Origin of the sequence: Vibrio qingdaonensis (genome assembly GCF_026191675.1) — a bacterium.
GTDB lineage: Bacteria > Pseudomonadota > Gammaproteobacteria > Enterobacterales > Vibrionaceae > Vibrio > Vibrio qingdaonensis.
In genome coordinates this window covers 306,472-329,422 of the sequence record NZ_JAKRRY010000001.1, presented here as the reverse complement: position 1 = coordinate 329,422, position 22,951 = coordinate 306,472, and the positions used below count along the sequence as shown (strand labels likewise).

General features: G+C 43.7%; 21 protein-coding genes and 1 pseudogene. 18 read left to right on the top strand and 4 right to left on the bottom strand.

What is annotated here, in order from left to right:
- The first annotated feature begins 17 nt into the window (after positions 1 to 17).
- Positions 18 to 1,232, top strand: a complete 1,215-nt coding sequence (locus MD535_RS01510; RefSeq protein ID WP_265673141.1) for an aromatic amino acid transporter — start codon at positions 18 to 20, stop codon at positions 1,230 to 1,232.
- Between the two features lie 111 nt (positions 1,233 to 1,343).
- Entirely contained in the window at positions 1,344 to 1,727 is a 384-nt protein-coding gene (locus MD535_RS01505) for a Rid family detoxifying hydrolase (protein WP_279348186.1), read from the top strand.
- A 130-nt stretch (positions 1,728 to 1,857) separates the two neighbouring features.
- Here MD535_RS01505 and MD535_RS01500 read toward each other — a convergent pair whose 3' ends face one another.
- Positions 1,858 to 2,079 (bottom strand): hypothetical protein, encoded by a 222-nt coding sequence (locus MD535_RS01500; protein ID WP_265673139.1) that lies wholly within the window; start codon positions 2,077 to 2,079, stop codon positions 1,858 to 1,860.
- A gap of 233 nt (positions 2,080 to 2,312) precedes the next feature.
- Here MD535_RS01500 and MD535_RS01495 point away from each other — a divergent pair, with 233 nt between their 5' ends.
- The 3 genes from MD535_RS01495 to MD535_RS01485 all read left to right on the top strand — a co-directional run bounded on the left by MD535_RS01495 (position 2,313) and on the right by MD535_RS01485 (position 6,251).
- Positions 2,313 to 3,461, top strand: coding sequence for an arginase family protein (locus MD535_RS01495; protein ID WP_265673138.1), 1,149 nt, complete (start codon positions 2,313 to 2,315; stop codon positions 3,459 to 3,461).
- A 258-nt stretch (positions 3,462 to 3,719) separates the two neighbouring features.
- Positions 3,720 to 4,487: a siderophore-interacting protein gene (locus MD535_RS01490; protein ID WP_265673137.1), complete on the top strand. Its 768-nt coding sequence runs from the start codon at positions 3,720 to 3,722 to the stop codon at positions 4,485 to 4,487.
- A gap of 306 nt (positions 4,488 to 4,793) precedes the next feature.
- Complete coding sequence (locus MD535_RS01485) at positions 4,794 to 6,251, top strand: glyceraldehyde-3-phosphate dehydrogenase (protein ID WP_265673136.1); 1,458 nt, start codon at positions 4,794 to 4,796, stop codon at positions 6,249 to 6,251.
- Between the two features lie 129 nt (positions 6,252 to 6,380).
- Here the strand turns inward: MD535_RS01485 and MD535_RS01480 are convergent, their stop codons facing one another.
- From MD535_RS01480 to MD535_RS01470, 3 genes are all read right to left on the bottom strand, one after another.
- Positions 6,381 to 8,405, bottom strand: a complete 2,025-nt coding sequence (locus tag MD535_RS01480; protein ID WP_265673135.1) for an alpha-amylase family glycosyl hydrolase — start codon at positions 8,403 to 8,405, stop codon at positions 6,381 to 6,383.
- Positions 8,406 to 8,599: 194 nt separating this feature from the next.
- Positions 8,600 to 10,357, bottom strand: coding sequence for a gamma-glutamyltransferase (ggt, locus tag MD535_RS01475; RefSeq protein ID WP_390902873.1), 1,758 nt, complete (start codon positions 10,355 to 10,357; stop codon positions 8,600 to 8,602).
- Between the two features lie 221 nt (positions 10,358 to 10,578).
- Positions 10,579 to 11,469 (bottom strand): LysR family transcriptional regulator, encoded by an 891-nt coding sequence (locus MD535_RS01470; protein WP_265673134.1) that lies wholly within the window; start codon positions 11,467 to 11,469, stop codon positions 10,579 to 10,581.
- 483 nt (positions 11,470 to 11,952) lie between these two features.
- Here MD535_RS01470 and MD535_RS01465 point away from each other — a divergent pair, with 483 nt between their 5' ends.
- From MD535_RS01465 to MD535_RS01405, 13 genes and pseudogenes are all read left to right on the top strand, one after another.
- Positions 11,953 to 12,153 (top strand): Flp family type IVb pilin, encoded by a 201-nt coding sequence (locus MD535_RS01465; protein WP_265673133.1) that lies wholly within the window; start codon positions 11,953 to 11,955, stop codon positions 12,151 to 12,153.
- A 79-nt stretch (positions 12,154 to 12,232) separates the two neighbouring features.
- Positions 12,233 to 12,655: an A24 family peptidase gene (locus MD535_RS01460; protein WP_265673132.1), complete on the top strand. Its 423-nt coding sequence runs from the start codon at positions 12,233 to 12,235 to the stop codon at positions 12,653 to 12,655.
- 18 nt (positions 12,656 to 12,673) lie between these two features.
- Positions 12,674 to 13,501, top strand: a complete 828-nt coding sequence (locus tag MD535_RS01455; RefSeq protein WP_265673131.1) for an RcpC/CpaB family pilus assembly protein — start codon at positions 12,674 to 12,676, stop codon at positions 13,499 to 13,501.
- 8 nt (positions 13,502 to 13,509) lie between these two features.
- The gene (locus MD535_RS01450) at positions 13,510 to 14,871 is read left to right on the top strand and encodes a type II and III secretion system protein family protein (RefSeq protein WP_390902879.1); all 1,362 of its coding nucleotides are present in this window, start codon (positions 13,510 to 13,512) and stop codon (positions 14,869 to 14,871) included.
- On the top strand, positions 14,868 to 15,347 hold the full coding sequence (locus MD535_RS01445) for a hypothetical protein (protein WP_265673128.1): 480 nt from the start codon (positions 14,868 to 14,870) through the stop codon (positions 15,345 to 15,347). The genes MD535_RS01450 and MD535_RS01445 overlap by 4 nt, the downstream gene beginning before the upstream one ends.
- Positions 15,347 to 16,587 (top strand): annotated as a pseudogene (locus MD535_RS01440) (AAA family ATPase). The gene MD535_RS01445 and the pseudogene MD535_RS01440 overlap by 1 nt, the downstream one beginning before the upstream one ends.
- Positions 16,584 to 17,855 (top strand): CpaF family protein, encoded by a 1,272-nt coding sequence (locus MD535_RS01435; RefSeq protein WP_265673127.1) that lies wholly within the window; start codon positions 16,584 to 16,586, stop codon positions 17,853 to 17,855. Before MD535_RS01440 ends, MD535_RS01435 begins: the two are co-directional and overlap by 4 nt.
- Position 17,856: 1 nt before the next feature.
- Positions 17,857 to 18,759 (top strand): type II secretion system F family protein, encoded by a 903-nt coding sequence (locus MD535_RS01430; RefSeq protein ID WP_265673126.1) that lies wholly within the window; start codon positions 17,857 to 17,859, stop codon positions 18,757 to 18,759.
- Positions 18,756 to 19,604, top strand: coding sequence for a type II secretion system F family protein (locus tag MD535_RS01425; protein WP_265673124.1), 849 nt, complete (start codon positions 18,756 to 18,758; stop codon positions 19,602 to 19,604). Before MD535_RS01430 ends, MD535_RS01425 begins: the two co-directional genes overlap by 4 nt.
- A 4-nt stretch (positions 19,605 to 19,608) precedes the next feature.
- The gene (locus tag MD535_RS01420) at positions 19,609 to 20,355 is read left to right on the top strand and encodes a tetratricopeptide repeat protein (RefSeq protein ID WP_265673122.1); all 747 of its coding nucleotides are present in this window, start codon (positions 19,609 to 19,611) and stop codon (positions 20,353 to 20,355) included.
- Complete coding sequence (locus MD535_RS01415) at positions 20,355 to 20,834, top strand: TadE/TadG family type IV pilus assembly protein (RefSeq protein ID WP_265673120.1); 480 nt, start codon at positions 20,355 to 20,357, stop codon at positions 20,832 to 20,834. Before MD535_RS01420 ends, MD535_RS01415 begins: the two co-directional genes overlap by 1 nt.
- The gene (tadF, locus tag MD535_RS01410; protein ID WP_265673119.1) at positions 20,824 to 21,366 is read left to right on the top strand and encodes a tight adherence pilus pseudopilin TadF; all 543 of its coding nucleotides are present in this window, start codon (positions 20,824 to 20,826) and stop codon (positions 21,364 to 21,366) included. Before MD535_RS01415 ends, tadF begins: the two co-directional genes overlap by 11 nt.
- The gene (locus MD535_RS01405; RefSeq protein WP_265673118.1) at positions 21,363 to 22,919 is read left to right on the top strand and encodes a TadE/TadG family type IV pilus assembly protein; all 1,557 of its coding nucleotides are present in this window, start codon (positions 21,363 to 21,365) and stop codon (positions 22,917 to 22,919) included. Before tadF ends, MD535_RS01405 begins: the two co-directional genes overlap by 4 nt.
- Positions 22,920 to 22,951 lie beyond the last annotated feature (32 nt).

Genomic DNA, 22,951 nt, shown 5'->3' with positions numbered 1-22,951 from the left:
TTCTACGAGAATATATTATGAATAAGAGTCCATCTTTAATAGGTGGTGCCTGTATAATTGCCAGCGTATGTGTGGGTGCTGGAATGCTAGGGCTACCGAGTGCAGGAGCAGGGGCGTGGACAGTTTGGTCCCTATTGGCAATAACCGTAACCATGATAGTAATGACAATTTCCGGTTGGATGTTGTTAGAAGCATTTAAAAACTACGATCTTAAAGTTTCCTTTGATACAGTAACAAAAGATTTATTAGGTTCAAAAATAAATCTATTTAATAATATAACCGTATACTTTGTTGGTGGTATTCTTTTATACGCGTATATTACCTCTTCTGGTCTTATATTAAAAGATGTCCTAGGAGTAAATGACAAACTCGCTTCCATTTTCTTTGTGCTTATTTTTTCCACCTTTGTTTGGCATTCCACTCGAGCTGTCGACCGTATATCAGTTGTATTGATAGCTTTTATGGTACTAAGTTTTATTTTCGGTGTGTCGGGTTTAGCGGTCAATGTTGATATGAGTGTGCTGCTAGATACGATCAGTGCCGAAAATAACTACGCACCGTATGCGATGGCGATGCTACCTGTTGCGTTAACCTCGTTTGGTTATCATCACTCGGTATCGTCAATGCGTGCTTACTACGGATGTGAATCTCAAGCGAAAAAAGCAATATTAGGGGGCACGGTAATCGCGTCTATCCTTTATTTTGTTTGGCTAATTAGCATTTTTGGCAACTTACCCCGTGCAAATTTTGGCCCAGTAATCGAGCAAGGTGGAAATGTTGATGCGCTATTAACAGCACTTGGTTCAGTTATTGAATCCGATAGAGTGGCGAATGCGATTAATACGTTCTCAATGGCGGCTATCTTATCCTCATTCATTGGCGTAGGGCTGGGTTTGTTTGATTTCCTTGCTGATTTCTTTAAGTTTGAGGACACCCGTCAAGGGCGTGCTAAAACGTGGTTAGCAACGTTCTTACCGCCACTTATATTTTCACTACTTTTTCCTTTTGGTTTCGTCATTGCGATTGGTTATGCAGGGGCTGCGGCAACGGTGTGGGCATGTATTATTCCTGCGATGTTAGCAAAGAAAACGAGAGACGGTGAAAAGGGGTCCGAGGGTTTTCGAGCACCTGGCGGCACAGTAATGATCTATTTAGTCATTGGATTTGGTGTGCTTACTGCGGTTTTCCATTTCTTATCTATGCTAGGAATGTTGCCAATGTTCACCGGCTAATAGACCAGAGCATGGTATTTAGTTAGATACTCGATCATCAACATCAATGAGTTAACTCAGAGATTGGTTTCATCACTCTGAGTAAAACAAAGAATTCAAAAAGGAATATCTATGACCGCGATTTCTACCACCAAAGCCCCTTTGGCTATTGGGCCTTACGTTCAAGGTGTAACATTTGGGAATATGGTAATAACATCAGGGCAGTTGCCTATTAATCCAGAAACAAAAGTGATGGATGACGATGTGGCTGAGCAAACGATACAGTCGTTAACGAATGCGGTTGCGATTGTTCGCGAAGCTGGTTTAGAGCCTCGCCATATTGTAAAGACGACGGTGTTTGTAAAGGATTTGAACGAGTTTTCCAAAATCAATGCTGCTTATGAGGCATTTTTTGAGGCTCATAGTGCGCCATTTCCTGCACGTTCATGTGTTGAAGTTGCGCGTCTGCCTATGGATGCCAAAGTCGAAATTGAAGTGATAGCGGTGTTGCAGTAACTGAAGAGTAGAATAGAGACGTTTAGTTCGTCAGGGGGCGCCTTCAAAAGGCGCCTCATCTCAAGCTGTGTGCTTGTTTCCCCATCGGTATTTCAAGTGATGAACTGGGACTTCATTATTACGTGATGATTTATTTACTTCGCCATGTTTTACTTACCCAACCTCCTGCGTTTTCATCAAAATAATTGCCAGTAAATTCTTGTTTGAATTCAACGATATTATCGCGTTCTGGGTTCTGATCTAACAAGGAATTGATGTATCGTGCCATTGGGTCATCACACTGTTCCCGTACTTTCTTCTCCGCGACTTCTTTTATGATTTGCATACGGTACGACTTACTCATTTTTTTCATGTTTTACCTCCTTTGCTGCGAGCGATTTACAAACCATAGGAGGGAATTAGAGGTCGGTCAAATAATGAGCAATGTTTTATTGAGAATTTAGTTCAATAGTGTTAGAGCAGCGTATAACGCTGCAATAGAAATGACAAAGTTACATCCAGTATGTTACTGCCCATAAGATGCAATACGAATTACTATTGTTTGCAGTTTTCAACAAGTTTCCTTGTTTTGATCGGAGATACACCATGTCAAACTTTAAAAAATGGCCAGCCATAGACCCAGAGAAAGTCGCTAAATATAAATACATCTGGGAAAATGTCTCCGCCGCTGACAATTTAGATCCAAAAATCGCTGCTTATCTAGCTCGTGTTAAAGAGCAGGGTGGCGGTAAAGGTATTGAACAGCTGAGCTTTATCAATAAAGATTACTTAGGCTTTTATCAAGCGCCGTTTTCACAAGATCTGGATAATGCTGACGTTGTTATTTATGGCATGGGTATTGAAAAATGCTCACCAACGGGATCATCTCACAAGTTTGCACCACAGCGCCTACGTCACCTAAGTAAAATGGGTATGGGTACTGTTGGTGATAACGGTGAGCTGCCATTCGAATGGTGTCGTGTTATCGATTACGGAAACTGGGATAGCTTGGGTCAATTTGAGCTTAAAGCAGAAGTTGAGCAGTTGACTGAGCTTCTTCATCACATGGTTGTTGAAAAAGATTGTACACCGCTTGTTTTCGGTGGTGATCACACGATCCCATATCCAACGATGCGCGCTTTGGGTGAAAAATACGGTCCATTACGTGTTATTCACTTTGATGGCCACTATGACCTATCAACAAGAGCGGATTTTGATTACCCGTACACATCTGGTCACTGGTTGGCTAAATTGTACTCTGAAGGCTTAGCCGATCCAGAGCGTACAGTTCAAATTGGTATGCGTGGCCGCCAAACGGCACTCGTTAAAGGCAACCATATTGCATTTGGTACGACTGGCTTTACTTCGAATGAAGTGTATGACCTTGGTGTTGACGCTATGGTAGAAAGCATCATCGACCGTTGTGGTGATGGTGGTCCGGTTTATTTAACATTTGACTTGGATGCATTAGATACCGCGTTCTGTCGTGCTAACTCAAGCCCAGATCCATTTGGTCTAAGTCACCTACAAGTTTACGAAATCCTGCGTAAAGTGAAGGCTTCAGGTAAAGTTCGTCTTGTTGGTGCTGATATTGCTGAATATACACCAGACACGGATCCAACAGATAAAGATGGCATCATCGCAGCTGGTTTCGGTTGGGAATTGTTCTGCTGGTTGGCGGAGACCAAGCGTGAAGAAAATGGCGAATATCGCCATACAGAATGGCCATTGGCATTCGGTTCTGTGACGCTATAAGCTAGGATGCGATAAGCAGGCATTATAAGTTCATGACGTTATGAGCTTAGTTAGCTAAATGAGAAAAGGTTCGACAGTGTCGGGCCTTTTTTGATCCTGACTGTCTTAAATAGGGCGTTGGCTAATTTGGGGCAGTTGATAGCGACACAGGACGTGACATTGCCGATTTTATACGTGTAAAACAAAGTAAATTCATGAGACAAAAGCAAAGTCTGTGGTAAAATTAATGATAACAATAATCATTAATAAGCGTGTTCTATGAAAAAGCCTTCACCTAAATTGCTTACCTTGATTCATTCCGAGTCCTTGACACCAAACATGCGTCGTCTCACGTTACAATCTGAAGCATTAAAGACATTCGAACCTAACAGTAACGGAAGTTATATTAAGTTCCTGTTTAATCAAAATGGCGGGACTGAACTCAACGATCTGAGTGAGGAGAGTCGACCAAAAATGCGCACCTACACGATACGTGGGTTGGATATTGAACACGGCAAGATTGAGGTGGACTTTGTCACCCATATTACCGAAGACAAATTGTGTGGATTCGGCAGTCGCTGGGCGATGGATGCGAAAATTGGCGATCAAATTAGCATTGTCGGTCCGGGTGCGATTCAAAATGTAAATACTGATAAAGATTGGTTTTTCTTCAATGCCGATATGACAGCGTTACCAGCACTATCGGTGAAGTTGGCAGAGCTACCTGCAGAAGCCAAAGGCTATGCCATCATTCAACTGATGGATGCGGCAGACCAGCAAGTGATCAAGGCACCGCAAGGCATAGACGTTATTTGGACAACCGAACCCGTGTCCAAGATCGCTATGTCACAGCCGTGGCTAAGCGGTGAACCGTACGTATGGTGCGCGTGTGAGTTTGATGAAATGAAGAGGCTGAGACAGTTTTTCCGTAATGATAAAGCCATTCCTAAAGACGATATTTACATTAGTAGCTATTGGAAAAAAGGGGTGGCAGAGGATGGACATAAAGTGATTAAGAAACAAGATCACGATGAATTTGAAGGTTAGACCCTTTAGTCAATCTGATGGTTGTTGCACTCGTATTGGTGAGTTTGATTAATTATATAAAATAAGCTCACCAAATTTCCCAACAAATCAGCTAGACCTACGTTTAACCCCGCAATAAATGCTACCGACATCACGTTATCCCCCGCTAATATTCGGCTTTATTTTTCCTAGCAGATTAAGTATCTGCTTGTTACACTCCCGCACAGAAAAATAACAACATAATCACATCCCAAACACGCGTCTTGCCTTTTGTACCCTACATACAAAAGAGGGGCGCAAATAACTGATAGAGGTCCCCCAGGTACTATGAGTAATAGCACTATCTCGCAATCGGAAATTCATCAAAATCAATGGCAATTAAATCAAACACTTGTTGAGTCAATTTTACCTATTCTAGGTCGACTCTATCGAGAAAAAGGCGTGGAAATCCTGTTGTTTGGTAAGACGCTTGTTAATGCCACCACGATTGATATTATTAAAACCCACCGTGTCTCTCGTCACTATGCTCCTCAATCTGTCAATGTTGCTCAAACCGCACCGCTAATAGAAAAACTCATCGAGCTTGATTTGTCGCCATGTTGTATCGACATCGGTCAACTCGCCCAACAATACTGGGCGTCTCACGATGACCATAAAAACATCGCTGACTTTTTGATGACTTCATTGGCAGAAAGCATCAGTAGCAACGGCATCAAAGAAACTCGAGATGTTGTGCTTTATGGGTTTGGCCGTATTGGGCGCCTTTTGACGAGAATCCTAGTTGAGAAAAGTGGTCCAGGTTATCCACTTCGTTTGCGTGCCATTGTTGTGCGTGGCGGAAAAGAGGGTGATCTACAAAAGCGTGCGAGTTTATTACGCCGAGATTCAGTTCACGGTCAGTTTAACGGCAGTATCGTTGTTGACGAAGAGAACAAGGCGCTGATCGTCAATGGTAATTACATTCAGGTTATTTACGCGAATTCGCCTACCGATGTCAATTACACGCATTATGGCATCGATAATGCCCTCGTTGTTGATAATACGGGTGTGTGGCGTGACGCTGAAGGTCTAAACCAACATGTTGCCTGTCAAGGTGCAGAACGTGTGCTACTAACGGCACCAGGAAAAGGCGAAATTAAAAACGTCGTATTTGGTGTGAATCATGATGCGATTCAAGACAGCGATACGATTGTGTCGGCAGCAAGCTGTACGACGAATGCCATTACGCCAACGCTTAAGGCTGTTAATGACAAATACGGTATCGTGTCAGGGCATATTGAAACGGTTCACTCGTATACAAACGATCAAAATCTCATCGATAATTACCATAGTGGTGATCGTCGAGGTCGCTCTGCATCGTTAAATATGGTTCTTACGTCAACTGGCGCGGCAAAAGCGGTATCTAAAGCCCTACCTGAGCTAGAAGGTAAGTTGAGTGGTAACGCGATCCGTGTACCGACGCCAAATGTATCAATGGCAGTTGCGAACTTAAACCTTGAGACGACAGTATCTAAAGATGAGTTGAATGCCTACCTTCGAGAGATCTCCTTGACGTCGTCACTTGCCGCGCAAATTGACTACACGGATTCCACCGAAATTGTCTCTACTGATTTGGTTGGAGCGCGTCATCCAGGCATCATCGATGGTCAAGCCACGATTGCTCAAGACAACCGCTGTGTGCTTTACATTTGGTATGACAATGAATTTGGCTATAGCTGCCAAGTTGTCCATTGTATGGAACAGATGATGGGCGTGAAGTTTAAGACATACCCAGCACTGGCTTAACGGCAACGTGATACTGAAACCGCCACTGTTTTCTAGAAACAGTGGCGGTTTTTTATGTGACACCTAGTTTTTATATGCCGTCTAATAGAGTGACAAATCAGTTAGCGTATTGATCCGTTAACGCACTTTTTAGTTAACGCACTTTGCCGCTAAGATCGTTAAAGGTGTGCCAATCTCATCAAACTTTAAGCTCCAGACATAGCGCCCTTCTTCAAGGATCGTCACTGCGGTATCTTTACCGTAGCCCCCAAACTTTAGTGTGTTCTCTTGACCAAGCTTTACGCTTAGTCCTTCCGCTGTGAATTGAGGTTTCCAATCTTTTGTGGCGTATTGCATACGATAGCTGCCGGGCTTTTCGTTCGCCACGACTTGATAGACGCCGTTGCCTTTATATTCAAAAGCTCGTGACGACGTATGTTTCCAGTTTGAATCGCTAAAGTCACCTACAACGTAGAGTGATTTATCGATGGGACCTGCCTCTGGCAATGTTGGGTTATCACAAGCGCTCATGAATGTATCGCCCGTGCCGGTAGCAGAGGCGGCAATCAGCCCTATTGGAGCGGCATCAGTTGGCTGATCAATGTGAAGAAAACGTCCTTCAAATGGCGACAGCGCTATAGTGTAGAATCCTGAAGACAGCGCGATTTTTTCGTCCGATTGTAAGTCAGTCAATGTAGAGGAGGAGGCGATAGTGTCACTGGATATGGATATTTTCTGGTCGCTGTCTGAAACATTGAGGAGGTAAAGAATCGACTCACCTTGGTATTGTTTGACATCAGCATAACTGACCTGGTCTGCTAAAACATTGGTGCGCGAGCCTTTAGATAGCGCTGGATGCTGTGCTCTCAGCACCATTAATTCACTAACGTATGCCTTAAGATTAGCTTGTTGAGAATTCAGCGTGGTATTGATGCCTTCTATGCGACCACTTGTCCGAGCCACGTGATCATCGCACTTTCCAATAATGGCACAGTCATTTTCAATGCGATTTGAGAAGCCGGCCAATTCATCCCCAATTTCGTCTCCGTAATAGAGTGTGATTGGTCCCGTATAGGCCGCTTGGAATGAGATGGCCGCTTTATAGCGCTGCCAGTAACCATCATCGACAGGTTCGGCCAGATTACCTCGTTGAATAAGGTCGCCAAAACGGACTAGGTCATGGTTTCCTAACATAAGGTTTGGTTTGGCATGGTCTGGATACAGGGCATGAAGGTTCATACCTTCTGCTATCCATTCACCTGTTTTGCCGCCTACGCCAGATTCATTCACGGCTAAGGTTTCTACAAGTCGATAGCGCACAGGAAAATCAAAGGCCGAACAAAGCGCTGGTGACTCGTTAGAGCCGTAGCCCGTTTCAATGATTTTGTTCTCACCGGCCCAAATTTCCGCCACCATGTAACCTAAAGGATTAACCTGATTACCCGCTTGGTTGGCATACGTGACAGATTGAGAGGCTTCATCGACCGTTTTACGAATTTCCTGCCAGGCTTGCGTCGGGACTTGATACGCTTGGTCGAGACGCCATCCGTCAATTTTAAGCTCTTTAATCCAATATTCGGCGACTTCTTTGTAAAAAGGGAGACTCTCTGGATAGTGGACGGGGTTATCACTACCAGCAGGTGTTAAGCCGCTAGGTGACGGTACGACGTTGCTTTTATGATGCCCAAATACGCCATCGAAAAAGACATACATTCCGCGCGCATGAGCTTCATCGACCAATTTTTTGGCATCCTCTAGAGTGCCAAAGCGCGGGTCAATTTCAAAATAGTTAGTCGCAAAGTAGCCAGTGGCATCCAGTCTATCCGCCCAATGATTTTGTCCAGCGATAGGCTCAGAATTGAAAATAGGCGTTAGCCATAGGCCGTTCATACCGAGTGACTGAATGTAGTCGAGTGAATCGATAATACCTTGTATATCACCCATGTGATGGCTGGTTCCATAGCCAGTACCATGACCAATACTATTGTCACCATTAACGAAGCTTTCGACCATGACTTGATAGATTCTAAGATCATTAGCGGCTGAAATGTTGGAGTTTTCACAGCTATAAAGTGGTGTTTTCGCCTGTTCTGATGGTGAGTTTGATTCGGAAGCACAGCCAAAGATTAAAGCGCTGGTAATGGAAAGGCAAAGTGCGGTTTTTATCGGTTTCACGTGATGTCCTTTTCTAATTATGGGTAGGGCACCGTGAATTATCGCTGCGATTATGGAGAGAAAAATCCTCCATTTAGAGACCAAATAGGGAGGAGATAGAAGGCTGAGAGAGGACCATCACGCTCGGTCCTAAATTGTGGGATTTTAGCGTGATGAGCCTCTAGGTTTGTACACTTTATGTATGAGAATGAGGACTACTTTCCGATGGCGACACCTTCTCGCCTTGGGTCTGCGGCGCCTTCTAATCCATTTTCTGAGATGCGAATGGTGTGTAACCCTGAATTAAGGTCTCTCGCTTTAACGGAATAGCCCATGCTTTCAAATTGCTGAGAAAATTCGGAAAGTGCTGTGTTGGCTTCTATATCCATCTCCCCAAAGCGATTGATCATTTTAGGTTGATTGATCGCTTGCTGAATATCCATTCCCCAGTCGACATGCGCGATAATACTTTGTGCGACATAGCCAATAATGCGGCTGCCGCCAGGAGAGCCAATTGCCATGTAGGGTTTATCATCTTTCATGACGATGGTAGGGGCCATAGAAGAGCGTGGTCTTTTACCCGGTTCAAGACGATTGGCAACAGGTTCGCCGTTTTTCTCAGCCACAAAAGAGAAGTCGGTCAGCTCATTGTTAAGAATAAAGCCAGATGCCATAACCCGCGAACCAAACACATTTTCCACTGATGATGTCATTGACACCACGTTACCTTCAGAATCGATAACATTAAAATGCGTGGTGGAGGGTAGCTCGAGAGATTGGTCTTTCGACAGACTAGCCAAGTTCGCCACAGGAGTACCATGTGGGGCAGATGGTAGGGCTTTTTTAGGCGTAATGAGCGCGCTTCTGGTTGCTATATAGTCCGTATTTAATAACTCAGTTGTTGGCACATCAAAGAAGTCGCTATCGGCCACGTACATCCCTCGGTCAGCGAACGCCAGACGAGAAGCGTCGGCGAGAATCTGCCAGCTGATTGGGTTACTTGCGCCGAGGGTGGCAAGATTAAAAGGCTCAATTGTCATCAGTATTTGACCAATGGTCAGCGCGCCGCTGCTTGGTGGTCCCATCCCGCAAACATCGTATTGCTTGTAAGGTGCGCAGACAGGCGTACGTTGCACCACTGAATATTGAGTGAGGTCCTCTCGACTTAACAGACCAGGATTGCCTTTTGCATTGTGGACAGCATCGACGATCGATTGTGCGACCGGGCCATCATAGAATCCATCAGCACCTTTACTCGCGATTAATGACAGCGTTTTAGCGTAGTCTGGATTTCTAAGCACAGTGCCTTGCGTCTTCGCTTTGCCGTCGCCTTGCAACAAATAGTGACGTGTCTCAGGGTGGCGAGACAAGAAAGCTTTATCTTTTTCTATCAAAGCAGCCAGTCTGGCGCTGATTGGGAAACCTTGGGTCGCAAGGGCGATGGTGGGTTCAATCAATGATGCCCAGTCCAGCTTCCCGTACTTTTGGTGAGTATCCCACAGTAATTTAACGGTACCTGGCGTGCCTACGGATCGCCCGCCAACAACGGCATCGTAGAACTTCATTGGTTGACCGTTATCATCAATAAAAAGATCGCCCGTGGCGTTGAGTGGCGCTGTTTCCCGACCATCATAAGTCGTTAGATGGTGGTCTTTTGCATCCCAATAGACTAAAAAAGAGCCGCCGCCAATACCACTAGATTGAGGTTCCACAAGACCGAGCGTCAACTGAATAGCCACCATGGCATCAATGGCATTGCCGCCTCTGGCGAGAACGTCGGCACCGGCTTGGCTCGCGGTGGGGTTGGCGGCTGTCACCATCCAATCTTCTGCGGTGACAATGGATTTAGTTTCAAGCGCAGTGGTGGATTCTGGTGCAAACGCATCAGTGGCTTGCTGTGAAGAATAAGCGTTACTACTCACTGCAAATAAAAGTAATGGCAGCATGTGTTTAACAGGCACACACAAAAACATGGTAATTCCTTATCTCGTCATTTTGGTTTGATACAGGTAAGTCTCGGTGACAAGTGGCCAGTTAGCAACGAAAGCGATGTGCGAAGACTGGTTTTAGTGGCAGGGCTATCGAAATTTGGCGGATAATTTGAACTGTAACGTCATAACGTGACAAAACGAAGCAGTCAGGCGCTATTGGTAACCAAAATAGTGCCTGACTGCTGAGTGGTATCAGCGCAGAATTATTGTGCTAAATCAGCAATAAATTCTTGTGGCTCTAATGCGGTACGCTTGAGCTGGCTTTTTATCCAGCTATTGAATAAACCAAAATCAGAATGGATTGGCCAAAATAACGACGCGACCACTTTTTTGCCGTAGAAATTGGGGTGGTCACTGATGATACGCAGACCTTTACTACGATTATATTGGTCGAGAATATACTCAGGCAACAGCGCAATGCCTTTTTGCGCGGCACATAGGTCAACTATGGTATTGAGATCATCTAACCGCCATAAGTTATTGGAGGCGACATGGGAGAGGTTTAATAGCTCATCTACGCCATCCATTAGCAAGATTCGAGGGGGATTGGCTTCATCGTCAAGTTGTACTTTTTCATGACTGACCCACCAGCAGTTTGCCTGAAATAATTCTTCGATATTAAAGTCATTATTGGTTTTATGGTAAGGGTTCCCTAATGCAAGATCGATTTTTCCTTCACTCAGGTAATTACCAAGAATAAAGCTTGGTTTTGTGACCACGTGTAAGTCTACATTTGGAAATGCATCGGAAAATTCAAGTAAGGTTTGTTTTACGTTATTGTTGAAGACTAGGGGGTCAATACCCACACGATAGACGATCTGCTCAGAGATGTTCATTTGTTGTGCTGTGGTAATGAGCTCTTTATATTTTCCTATAACAGGAGTAGACAAGTGGAATAGTCGTCTCCCTTTATGAGTAAGAGATATCTTAGCGTTTTTTCGACAAAACAAATCAAAGCCTAAGTCTGACTCTAAGTTTTGAATTGCAGTGCTAACAGTCGATTGAGATTTGCCCAGTTTTCTAGCGGCAGAGCTAAAAGAACCCTCGTTGACCACCGCTACAAACGAAACAATATTTTCGAACTGTAGTTTCATGAATAGACCCCGGCGCGTGACATAATAAGCGTTACTAATATTTTTATATATAATTATCGCTAAAACGATACCGATTCATCGGCAAGTTTACAACAAGCAAATAAAGATAAGACAATATAAATAGGCAAAATAAACTCAAGTCACAAAATTGGCTTAGTATTTTTGCTCTATTGCGCATGTAAATATGAAGTGAGAGTGGCATTTAGCAGTAGTGTAAAAGAATGTAAAATTCTAAATGTGTGATCTCTGCCACACTTATGCTTCTGGGTGAAATCTTTTTCATATTAATTCATTCCATTTCTTTGCTTGTATAAGGTGTTGTTTTTATTTAATTTGTTTGATTTTCATAGCCTGGTATTGTAATTGCGCCTGATTTTCAATCACCTACTATCGATTCTATCGATAGCAGGTATTTTTATACAAGATGAATAGTTAATTAAAATGGGGCTTGCTTTGGGGAAAACTTATAAAAAAGGGAAAACTATGTTAACAACACTATATGTAAAAGCTGCTTCGTTCATGACTTCATTTAAAAATGACGAGCGTGGCGTAACTGCTATTGAATACGGTCTAATTGCGGTGGCGATGGCAGCAGTTTTGGGTATCGTTTTCGGTACTGGTGGTGGTACAGTTGGAGCTGCACTACAAGCAGTGTTCGATAAAATCATTGCAGAACTCGCTTAATCTAAGAGTTATTGTTAATACGCTGAGATATCAGCGTATTAACACTCTAAATTAATATAGTATGGTCTACTTATCGTTATTGGCACTTACGTGTTTTTTTGTATCTATTTTCGATGTAAAGAATAGACGAATTGAGAATAAGATACTATTCGGTTTTTTAGCTATTCAGTTGGTTTGTTTGGGATTTGAAAATAGTCATGTTGATTCGATGCTGGTAGTGCTTTTTATAGGACTTATTATCTTTCGATTTGGCTGGATAGCAGCCGGAGATGTTAAGTATGCAGGGGTATTATCACTCTCCATCCCAATGGCGATGTTATATGAGGCTATGCTTTTTACTGCATATAGCGGTGGTGTATTAGTTTTATGTTATTACGTAAAACACCGTATGACACCAGGCAGTCAAATTCAAGATGTGACACTTCCTTACGGAGTAGCAATCAGTGTTGGCTTTTTTCTCACGATTGCCAGCCATCAACTGCAATCTCAGCAATTACTTTAAACAACAGCGAATATACTCATGCGCTCAAGAATTGTTTTACTCATTGCTTTCGTAGCATTGATTGTCGGGGTCGTGGGCCTCGTTGATTTAATGAAGAAGGCACCAGAACAGGTAGAGACTAGTGAACCTGTGATTGAAGTTGTCGAAGAGCGTCATGTTACGGTATGGAAAGCGGTTGAGCCAATTTTAAAAGGTTCACCGATCTCGACCGACCTTGTCAGAAAAACGCAACTGCCGCTTAGTGACGCACTAAAGTTTGGTATAAAAAATGATACCAAAGTGGACTTTGACCCTAGCACGCTCACCAATACCGATATTCACCAAGGCGCCATTGTCATGGCTGAATATCAAACCAACCGCAGCCAACCTGGTTATATCGACCTGTTAATTACCGACGGTATGACGCTGTATCCCCTGCAAGTTAGCGACAAAAACCTCATCAATGACTACATCCGCCCCGGTGCGTATATCGATGTACTTACCGTGAGCTCACCTAATGTTAATCTAGCCGCGAATGCGGATAAGCCTAAGCATTTTAAAGGGGTGAAAGCCTCGATGTTTCTTAAGCATGTCAAAGTATTGAACGTTGGCGATGATAGCGGTGACAGTGATGTCGTATCTGCGCGTGCCCCAGTGAAAGAAAAAGGGCTCACCACAATAGTGATAGAGGTGCATCCAGACGATCTCGCGAGGCTCGCTTTGGCACAAAGAACCATGCATATCGAGATTTATCGCAGTCAAACTTACCAAAAACCGACTTACGCGGAAGTGCGAACCATTATGGACAATTATGTCGGTGTGGAAGAGTTTCGTGGCAATGTCAGCAACCCAAGAGAGGCCATGTAATGGGTCCCATGACCACAACGATTTTTCGTTTTCTATTGACCTTATGGTTTGGCTTTTATGCACTGTTTATCAGTCAAGCCGCGCTGGCTGCCGATCGCTATATAACCCTAAATGATGGACGTCATATTCAGCTACCTGTACCAATTGGTAAGGTATTTATTAGTAATCCAGATGTCGCCGATTACAAGATCATTAATGAGACGACTTTAGTGGTGTTTGCTAACGGTATGGGGCAGTCAAGATTGATTGTCTACGGTATGGCAGAAGATGTGTTGTTATCGGATCGTATTATCGTTGACTTGGATTTAACTCAAGTTCGTCGCCAGATTAAGTTTCACTTCCCAGATTTTGATATCAAATTGCAATCCATAGGTGAGCAAGTGGCGGTCAGTGGCATTGTCAGCTCAGAACAGGACCGAGACGATGTCTACCGCTTGGTCGCCACGCTATTGGGACGAGACAAAACTGAAAGGTATGACAAAGCTGAGAAAATTGAATTTACTTCAGAGAATGTGAAACTCGAAGAGCCAGAAAGCATGGTGTTTGCCAGAAACATGACTTGGGAAGGCATTGTCGAGCGTTTAGAAGTCGCGACGGTACAACAAGTGAATGTAAAGATTTCTGTTGCTCAAGTAACGGAATCATTTGGTGAAACTATCGGGGTGGATTGGGGCTCACTCGGTGCCAGCGCTGGTGAGTTTGTTTTCAACCAATTTGAAGCAGCAAACTTGGCAACCGTGATTAACGCCCTAGGTAATGAAGATATTGCCCAAGTGTTGGCTGAGCCCAACCTTACGGTACTATCTGGTGAATCGGCAAGTTTTTTAGTGGGTGGCGAAGTCCCGGTTATCGTTTCTACCAACAATAACGTCAATATCACTTTTAAAGAGTTTGGTATCAAACTTGATCTCACAGCGAAGGTGCTTAGTGAAGATAAAATTCGCATGCAGCTTTTCCCTGAAGTCAGTGAGATAGAAAAATACATCAAAGCGGCGGGCATTGAAGTACCACAACTTGCTTCTCGTCGCGCCATGACCACTATTGAACTCGCCGACGGAGACAGTTTTGTATTGGGCGGTTTAATGAGTAGTGCCGATTTCGAAAAAATGCAGAAAATTCCGCTGATTGGCGATGTGCCTGTTATTGGTGCCGCGTTTCGAAAATCGGTAACAGAAAGAAAGCGTACTGAACTTATTATTGTTGCGACGGTAAATTTGGTTCAGCCAATCAAACCTGCCGATATTCAACTTCCTTTTATGAAAAAGACATCCACCTTAGTTCGCTGGCTGAACATCGACACCGATCATGGTTACGCCACACCTTCGGATGCCACGATCCGATTGTTGTCACAGGGAGGCTTTATTCAATGATGAAACAACTGTTGATAGTGAGCCTGTTAATCATGCTCTCCGGATGCGCCGCTGAGCGCTATTTTGGTGGTAACGGGTTAGAGGCGTTGGTGTACCAACAAAAGCACACCATCGAAATGTCGGTACAAGATACAGCGCGCGCCCAGTCACAACTGGAGGCGTTATTCTCCACCATTGAAGATCAAGACACGGGTGCACGCTACTTTATCGAATATAAAAATAAAGCCGCTAAATCACTGTTAGATCAATCGTTGGCATCGTACCCGCGACTTCAATTGAAGAATGATAAGGTTGTTTTGGTAAACAATAAGCAACTGCTGACCGATATTAAACTTCAGGTCAGTTTCTACGTGTTAAAAACAGAGCAGTGCCAACCGGTACAGTTTGGTGTCGAGCATTCGCAACTTAATTGCTTTTCTGAATCGGCGCGGTTGAAGCAAGTCGCCAATAAATCACGTATTACGGGAGCTCAATAATGTTTGATCTTTCTAAGGCGCTGAGCACCAAGACTAAGTCAGCACCGAAAACGATTAAAGGTGTCTCAGGTTGTACGCTCGTGTACCAATCGCAAGAATGTTTAGACTTGGTCACGGAGATATTTCGCTTTGAAGGTTGGAGTGACCCAACGTGCTTGAAATCGAGCCAAGGTATTGGAAAGTTTTCGGAACAGCAAACCAGCCAGATTGTGCTGTTAGAACTTAATGAATCGAAAAATGTTGTTGAAGACGCTAAAGCGTTCGCAAGTAAGTTGCCCACTCATAAAGGCGTGGTCGTGATTGGTAAAGAAGATGCCATCTCAACACTCCGTTCTTTGAAAGAGATGGGTTTTTATTACGTTTTTTGGCCAGTGAATAAACAAGAATTCGCCGACTTTCTAACGCATGTAAATAAAAACCTCAAAACCTTTTCAGGGGTAAGTCAACAACGTAAAGCAAAACGTGTCGCGATTGTCGGGGCTAAAGGCGGGACGGGGACGTCTTTTATCACCGCAGAATTAAGCTCATTATTGTCTACGCAAGGTACCGATACCATTCTTGTTGATCATCAGTATACCGATAGCAATATTGACGTGATGATGGGCTTAAAAGAGTTTAAACCTAAAGCGATTGATGAATTTACCGCCCCCTTACATGAAATGGATGAAGAAGGGGCGTTGAGTTATCTCCACCCGGCACGTAAAAATCTAAGGTTACTGTCCATCGACGGCAACATGAGTCAAACCGATATTCTTAATTATAATCAGACGTTATGCGAGTACTGGCTCGAAATACCAACTTTATTGTTGAAGATTTTTCAGGCAGCGTTGACTTTAAAGTGGAAGCGCAATTGTTAGTGGATACTTTTGATGTTGTGGTCATTGTTTTGGACCCATCGGTGTCAGCGGTGCGAAATGCAAAACGACTGTATGAGCGCATTGAAAACCTTCAGCTTACCTTGTCGAAGCGAACTCGAGTTATCACTGTTGCCAATTATCATCGACCAGAAAACGCGTTTGTTTTGCAATCCGCGGATCTTAAAAAATACGTTGGCGCTGATATTGACCTAGAGGTTGCTTATTGTAAAAACCTCTCTCACATCATTATTGATGGTAAACGTGCCCATAAGCACGACCGGAATATCAGCCGCTCTATGGATGCACTAATGAAGCTTATCAACGGTCAACCACTGGAGTCGAAGGGATGGACTAACTGGTTGAAGAGGGCAAATAACAAATGAGTTCAAACAAAGATCTGTATTTAGCATTTCGTAGCCAGATATTTGAAGCGCTCGATGCCGAAGCAGTACAAAAAATGAGCCGCAGAGATCTTGAATCTCAAATCCAAAGTGCGGTTGACTTATTGGCGTCGAATTATCAAAGACCAATTACCTCAGTGATGAAATCAGGCTTGGTGAAAAGCCTCATTGATGAGCTATTTGGTCTTGGTCCATTACAGCCATTAATCGAAGATCAGTCGATCACCGACATTATGGTGAACGGTCCTAATCATATTTTCTTCGAGCGTCACGGTAAGGTGCAGCAATCGGAAGTCACCTTCGTTAATGAAGAGTTGCTGTTGTCCATTGCAAAACGCATAGCTTCACGAGTAGGCCGACGTGTAGATGAATTGTCACCGACCGTAGACGCACGTCTAGAAGACGGCAGTCGTGTCAATATTGTTATCCCGCCAATCGCACTCGATGGCACCTCGATTTCGATTCGTAAATTCCGCGAACAAAACATTGGTTTCGAAGATTTGATTGGTTTCGGTTCTATGTCCATGGACATGGCCCGCGTGCTCATGATCGCCTCACGTTGCCGCATGAATATTTTGATTTCTGGCGGTACGGGTTCAGGTAAAACGACCTTACTTAACGCGCTGTCTAATTATATTGCTGACGATGAGCGGGTGATTACCATTGAAGATGCGGCAGAATTGCGTTTACAACAGCCCAACCTTGTTCGTTTGGAAACTCGCACCTCAAGTATTGAACAGACAGGTGCGGTGTCACAGCGTGACTTGGTGATTAATGCCCTTCGTATGCGACCTGATCGCATTATCTTAGGTGAGTGTCGTGGCTCAGAGGCATTTGAAATGCTTCAGGCGATGAACACTGGTCACGATGGTTCCATGTCTACTCTTCACGCCAATACCCCCCGCGATGCGATTGCTCGTGTTGAGTCGATGGTGATGATGGCGAACCTAAATCAGCCATTAGATGCGATCCGCCGCACGATAGTGAGTGCGGTACAGCTTATCGTGCAAGTGAATAGGCTGCGAGATGGCTCAAGAAAAATCACCAGTATCTCAGAGGTCGTTGGCCTTGAAGGTGACAGTGTCGTCATGGAAGAGATCTATCGTTTTCAATATGACGAATCTCACTACAGCGATACGGTTCAAGGTGATTTCGTAACGAACGGCATTATGCAGCGTTCAGAGCTGGCAAAAAAAGCGCAGTTCTTTGGCTTGTATGATGACCTAATGGCGTCATTTCGAGGGGCGTAGCATGTTGTGGATCTCTTTAATTCTCTTTGCCATTGTCTTGCTATTAACGCAGAGCTCGAAAGCGAAAAAAATCGACCATTTTTTTGCTATAGAAAGCGTTGAAGTCGAGAATCTAAAAGCGGTGAATGTCGGCACCTTGGCCGGCAAGCGGAAGTGGCAAAAATTTAAAGACTCTATCTCTCCTACGCTACAAGTGCTTGGGCCACGTTTTCCAGTCTACATTTTGCTGTATACCGTTGGCAGCCTTGTCGGCGCTTGGTATCTGGTGTTTGACCTATTGAAGATGGGTAACATTTGGATATCAGTCGCGATGGTCGTGGTGTCACTGTTAGTGGGATACCGTTACCTATATAACAAAAAGCGCAAAGACTTTGAGAACACCTTTCCTGATGCGTTGAACATCTTAATGAGCGCGGTAACGGCTGGCGATAGCTTAATGCAGGCGATCACCTACGTGGGTGGTTCGATGGACAACAGTATTGGCCGCGAGTTTAAAATGATGGGCGAGCGACTGAAAATGGGTGAACCGCCAGAAATAGTATTGCAACGTGCGTGTAAAAATTATCCCTACCCAGAATTTCTATTTTTTACGGTGACGCTCAAAGCGAATATTAGCCGCGGAGGGCAACTAAAAGGGGTGCTCGCCCGACTTATTCGCGTTTTAGTGGATGCGCGTACATTAGATAAGAAGAAAATGGCAATGACATCAGAAGCGCGAATATCGGCCAAGATTGTCGCAGCCATTCCACTGGCTTTCACCATACTTCTTCAGTATATCAATCCCGGCAGTGTCGACTTTATCCTTCACGATGAGCGAGGGCAATACATCTTGTATTACGTGGTGGGTAGTGAATTTATTGGTTTATCTATTGTTTGGTTACTAGTAAGGGGCGTACGCACATGATTTTGCTGATTGCTTTTTCTGTCGTATTGGCGGCCTTATTTTACTTTATCGTTAATGCACTGCGTCATGAGCAGCGCCGCAAGCGCGTTGCCAACTTTATTGGTGAAGACGTACAGCGAGGCCCTAGTACAGTTAATCGCTTGTTGGTTAGATTTGGCAAGGGGAATCAAAAAGAGCTTGAGCAAAAGCTGGTTAATGCTGGCTATTACAACAAAGAATGGGCGAAGTATTACTTCCCCGTCAAGATACTATTTCTTGTGCTGGCTTGTGTCGGAGTTTTCTTTTCGGAGCTGTCTGATACCAACAAAATATTGGCGGGATTATTCACCTTGATAGGGGTAATTATCCTACCAGACTTAATGCTGGAAGCTCGTCGTAAAGCGCTCATTGGTAAAACCTCGAGTCAGCTGCCTTATCTATTGGACATGATGTCGGTGTGTGTGCAGACAGGGATGACAATAGAAGCGACGCTAATTTATTTAGCAAAAGAGCTAGAGGCTTTTGATGGCGACCTCTGTTATCAGATTAAACGCACATCGGACTCAGCCAAGATAAAAGGGTTGGAAAAAGCCTTGGATGATCTGAGCGAGCGATTACCCACGCCGGCGGTAAGAAGTTTTGTTTTAACGCTTATCCAAAACTTGCAATATGGCACATCGGTGGCTCAGGTACTCAGTGATCTAGCGGAAGACATGAGAAAAATACAAATTCTAACGGTAGAAGAAAAAGTGGGTCGATTGTCAGCAAAAATGAGTGTGCCACTCATTTTATTTATCATGTTTCCTATCGTAATTTTAATTCTTGCACCTGGCATTATGCAGATGTCGATAAATATTGGTGGTTAGTGCTATGCGAAAAGGTATGCGAAATACTATGCGATGGAATGTCGTATTGTTAGTGATGGCTTTGAGTGGGATTCTAGTGGGTTGTGAAACAACCAACCAGCCGCCTTCTGAACAAAGTATTATTGCCGGTATGGAAAAAGTGAATAACTACGATGGCCTGATTGCCTTGTATAAATCGAAGTTAGTAGGGGGTATTGAGGATGATAATGCGGTGGAGCAGCTCGCTTACGTGTATTTTGAAAAAGGCGATGTTGAGTCTTCTCGTTTCTATACTCAGTATCTCATTGGCAAAGGTCTCAAGAATAAAAGCTTACTGCAACTGAAAGGGCAGATTGAGGCGGAAAATGGCCATCTTGAAGAGGCAATCGACGCGTATAATCAGTCTATCTCGCTAGGTAATACTTCCGGAAAAATTCGGGTATTACTTGGTGTTGCCTATAGTAAATCTGATCAATTCTCCAAGGCGAAAGCGCAATTTAATTTGGCGCGGCTTCGTGGTTATGACGATATTGTTATTAAGAACAATCTAGCGGTTGTGTACCTTGCTGAACAACGCTTCGATCTTGTGATTGAGACGTTAGCGCCAGTGCTAAAAGAGCACCCGACGAATCAAACGGTAAAAGCCAACTTGGCTATTGCATTGCTAAAATCGGGAAAATCAGAACAAGCTAAAGCCCTTCTTCGAGACCAATATAACGCTGGTGAACTGCTCACAATTACTCAGCAATTTGCTTATGTTGAGGCAGAGTAATGGCTAGCCGTCGTCAGCAATTGGGAGTGACTAGCATTGAGTTTGCGCTTGGGGCGTTGGTTCTGATGTTTTCTACGTTTGCTATTTTCGAATCAAGTTATCAAACCTATGTGGTTAACATGACCGAGTATTCGCTACGAGAAACCATACGTAACACTAAAATTTATCAAGGAAGCAGTATTCATGAACAGTATGAAACTCGCTTTAAAGATCTGATTGAGAATCAAGATAACCTTTGGCATTTTCTAATCGATAGCAGCAAATTTTCTATCGACGGAAAGTACTTTGAGACTTTTGATAAATTTGTTGCCAATGACGGCCATTCTAGTCAGGACCTCACGTTTAGCTACGATCTTGCCGAGATCACTGTGACGTATTTGTATTCTCCAATGATTGAAATGTGGGGTAACGGCGAAACACCAATCACGCGCACCATGGTACTTAACCTAGAGCATGAAGGGTGGCGTGATGAAAATTAATGCGCGTAAAAATCAGCAAGGTTCTTTCGCGATAGAGCTCGCGTTTGTGCTGGTGGGTTTGTGTATGATCTTTTTATTTTCGACTGACCTGAGTCATAAATTACTGGTTCGTGCCAAGCTGGATCGCTCTAGCTTTGCTTTGGTCAACGTGCTCAAAGAAAGAACCCGCTACTTTGCAGATGCTGAAGGGCAAGTGCTTGATTTCAATGTCACACAGCAAGATTTAGATAATATGGCGATTGTTGCATCGCGTATGTTGAACGTTAGCCAAAATAACGTCGCGATTCAGATTGAGTCCCTGACAGACGGTCCTATTGTTACGCAGCTGCGTAGTCGTATGTTTGGACAAATGTCGTGTAATAGTGGCTCGATTAATGACTATAGCGATCTCATTCCGGTCGAGGACGGGGTCAACCATCCTCTTTATCGAGTGACATTATGCGAAAGGCATGATTCATGGTTTGAGTCTTTTACCAACGGCGGTAACCCGACGATTACGATCGCTTCTAGTTCTGTGATGCCGGGGAGATGATGATGAAACGATTTATTGGCGTTCGCAGTATTAAAAAACAAGGCGGTGTTGCAGCAATTTGGATGGGGCTGTCATTGGTTCCCATTATGGGCTTTACATTTTGGGCTGTTGAAGGTACCCGATATGTGCAAGAGAAAAGTCGTTTGGGCGATGCAGCAGAAGCCGCGGCTATTGCGGTGACGATGGCCGACCAAGAAGGCAGTGCGAATGCTTTTGCGACTAAGTATGTAAACGCTTATGTTCGCGACATTAAATCTTCGCAGGTAACGGCGAAAAAAAGGCATCAAGAGGCAATACCCGATAGCGATACGCTCGAATTTATCCAATACACTGTCGATGTAAAGACTACGCATGATTCTTGGTTTTCGAGTACGTTTATCCCCTCTTTTAATGAGACTCAAGACCTAACTGCTCAGTCAATAGCAAAGAAATATCCTGCCTATTTAGGTGATAACAATATTGATATTGTGTTTGTATCTGATTTTTCTGGTTCGATGAATAACTGGTGGGGGGGGAATTATAAAATATATGATCTGAAAGAAGCCGTTATGACGGTGTCCCGTAAACTATTATGCCAAAAGATCGAATATGACTACTGGTTAAAAAAAGAAGTTTGTAAAGATAGTGATCAAGGCGAGTTAGCCGACAAGTTGTTAAACCGGCTCGGCATTGTGCCGTATAACGTTAGGACGCGTGAGGTAGGGACAGATCGAAATGTGTATGCGGTGAGTCAATTGCGCTATAAATCAGGTTTTAGATTGGTCACTCCAGAAAGAAGTTATGAAGAGGTTGATTGGAATGCCTGGCGCAATGTTAGTGCAAGAACGGTCTATCGATGTAAGAGTAATAGAAAAAAATGCCCAAATAAGACCAATGAAGAAAAGGCTCAGGCAAAACGTTTGGCTAGAGTTCTCGGCATAAATAAGAACACAGATTCGGATGATTACTTTTTTGTAGACAACAAGGACTACGTTGATTTTTCTCTAACAGTAGAAAGTATGTTGGAGAATCAGTTTCCGAGCAATTTGTCAAAATATCGAGTAGATAATGTTGATTTATATCGAGGTTATGGGAGTCCATCTCGCAACCAGTTTGCGACTATTAGCCTAACAAACAAGACGAGTGATATCGCGAATATTAATAGTATGAGTGCTGGTGGGAATACTGCATCGTTTCAAGGTATTTTGAGAGGGATTCAAAAGCTTGCAGAAGGCAATCCGAATAGTAACGATAAGGATGAGCAAGAAGATTACGATAACAAAATTAAAATGTTATTAATTCTAAGTGATGGAGAAGAAAGTCCTAACAACGATATCCTCGATGGCCTTGTCAGTAATGGAATGTGTGATGAGGCTCGCGAAAAAATACCTGGCTTATATATTGGTGTAATTGGAATCGGTTTCACCTCTTCAAACGTCACGGAGTTTCGTGAGTGCGTAGAGAATCCAGACGAGGACATCATCGACGTGTCTAACTTAGACGAGTTAATTGAAAAAATTGAAGAGTTAATACGTAAGGGTTCCCGGACTAGCGGCACGACGAAGCTCTATTAAGCCCCTTTTCGATTAGAGCAATAATTGATTAA

Excerpts from the sequence above, each read along its gene's own strand:
- MD535_RS01510 (WP_265673141.1), top strand. The coding sequence starts at position 18 with ATGAATAAGAGTCCATCTTTAATAGGTGGTGCCTGTATAATTGCCAGC.
- MD535_RS01505 (WP_279348186.1), top strand. The coding sequence starts at position 1,344 with ATGACCGCGATTTCTACCACCAAAGCCCCTTTGGCTATTGGGCCTTAC.
- MD535_RS01500 (WP_265673139.1), bottom strand. The coding sequence starts at position 2,079 with ATGAAAAAAATGAGTAAGTCGTACCGTATGCAAATCATAAAAGAAGTC.
- MD535_RS01495 (WP_265673138.1), top strand. The coding sequence starts at position 2,313 with ATGTCAAACTTTAAAAAATGGCCAGCCATAGACCCAGAGAAAGTCGCT.
- MD535_RS01490 (WP_265673137.1), top strand. The coding sequence starts at position 3,720 with ATGAAAAAGCCTTCACCTAAATTGCTTACCTTGATTCATTCCGAGTCC.
- MD535_RS01485 (WP_265673136.1), top strand. The coding sequence starts at position 4,794 with ATGAGTAATAGCACTATCTCGCAATCGGAAATTCATCAAAATCAATGG.
- ggt (WP_390902873.1), bottom strand. The coding sequence starts at position 10,357 with ATGTTTTTGTGTGTGCCTGTTAAACACATGCTGCCATTACTTTTATTT.
- MD535_RS01470 (WP_265673134.1), bottom strand. The coding sequence starts at position 11,469 with ATGAAACTACAGTTCGAAAATATTGTTTCGTTTGTAGCGGTGGTCAAC.
- MD535_RS01465 (WP_265673133.1), top strand. The coding sequence starts at position 11,953 with ATGTTAACAACACTATATGTAAAAGCTGCTTCGTTCATGACTTCATTT.
- MD535_RS01455 (WP_265673131.1), top strand. The coding sequence starts at position 12,674 with ATGCGCTCAAGAATTGTTTTACTCATTGCTTTCGTAGCATTGATTGTC.
- MD535_RS01450 (WP_390902879.1), top strand. The coding sequence starts at position 13,510 with ATGACCACAACGATTTTTCGTTTTCTATTGACCTTATGGTTTGGCTTT.
- MD535_RS01445 (WP_265673128.1), top strand. The coding sequence starts at position 14,868 with ATGATGAAACAACTGTTGATAGTGAGCCTGTTAATCATGCTCTCCGGA.
- MD535_RS01435 (WP_265673127.1), top strand. The coding sequence starts at position 16,584 with ATGAGTTCAAACAAAGATCTGTATTTAGCATTTCGTAGCCAGATATTT.
- MD535_RS01430 (WP_265673126.1), top strand. The coding sequence starts at position 17,857 with ATGTTGTGGATCTCTTTAATTCTCTTTGCCATTGTCTTGCTATTAACG.
- MD535_RS01425 (WP_265673124.1), top strand. The coding sequence starts at position 18,756 with ATGATTTTGCTGATTGCTTTTTCTGTCGTATTGGCGGCCTTATTTTAC.
- MD535_RS01420 (WP_265673122.1), top strand. The coding sequence starts at position 19,609 with ATGCGAAAAGGTATGCGAAATACTATGCGATGGAATGTCGTATTGTTA.
- MD535_RS01415 (WP_265673120.1), top strand. The coding sequence starts at position 20,355 with ATGGCTAGCCGTCGTCAGCAATTGGGAGTGACTAGCATTGAGTTTGCG.
- tadF (WP_265673119.1), top strand. The coding sequence starts at position 20,824 with ATGAAAATTAATGCGCGTAAAAATCAGCAAGGTTCTTTCGCGATAGAG.
- MD535_RS01405 (WP_265673118.1), top strand. The coding sequence starts at position 21,363 with ATGATGATGAAACGATTTATTGGCGTTCGCAGTATTAAAAAACAAGGC.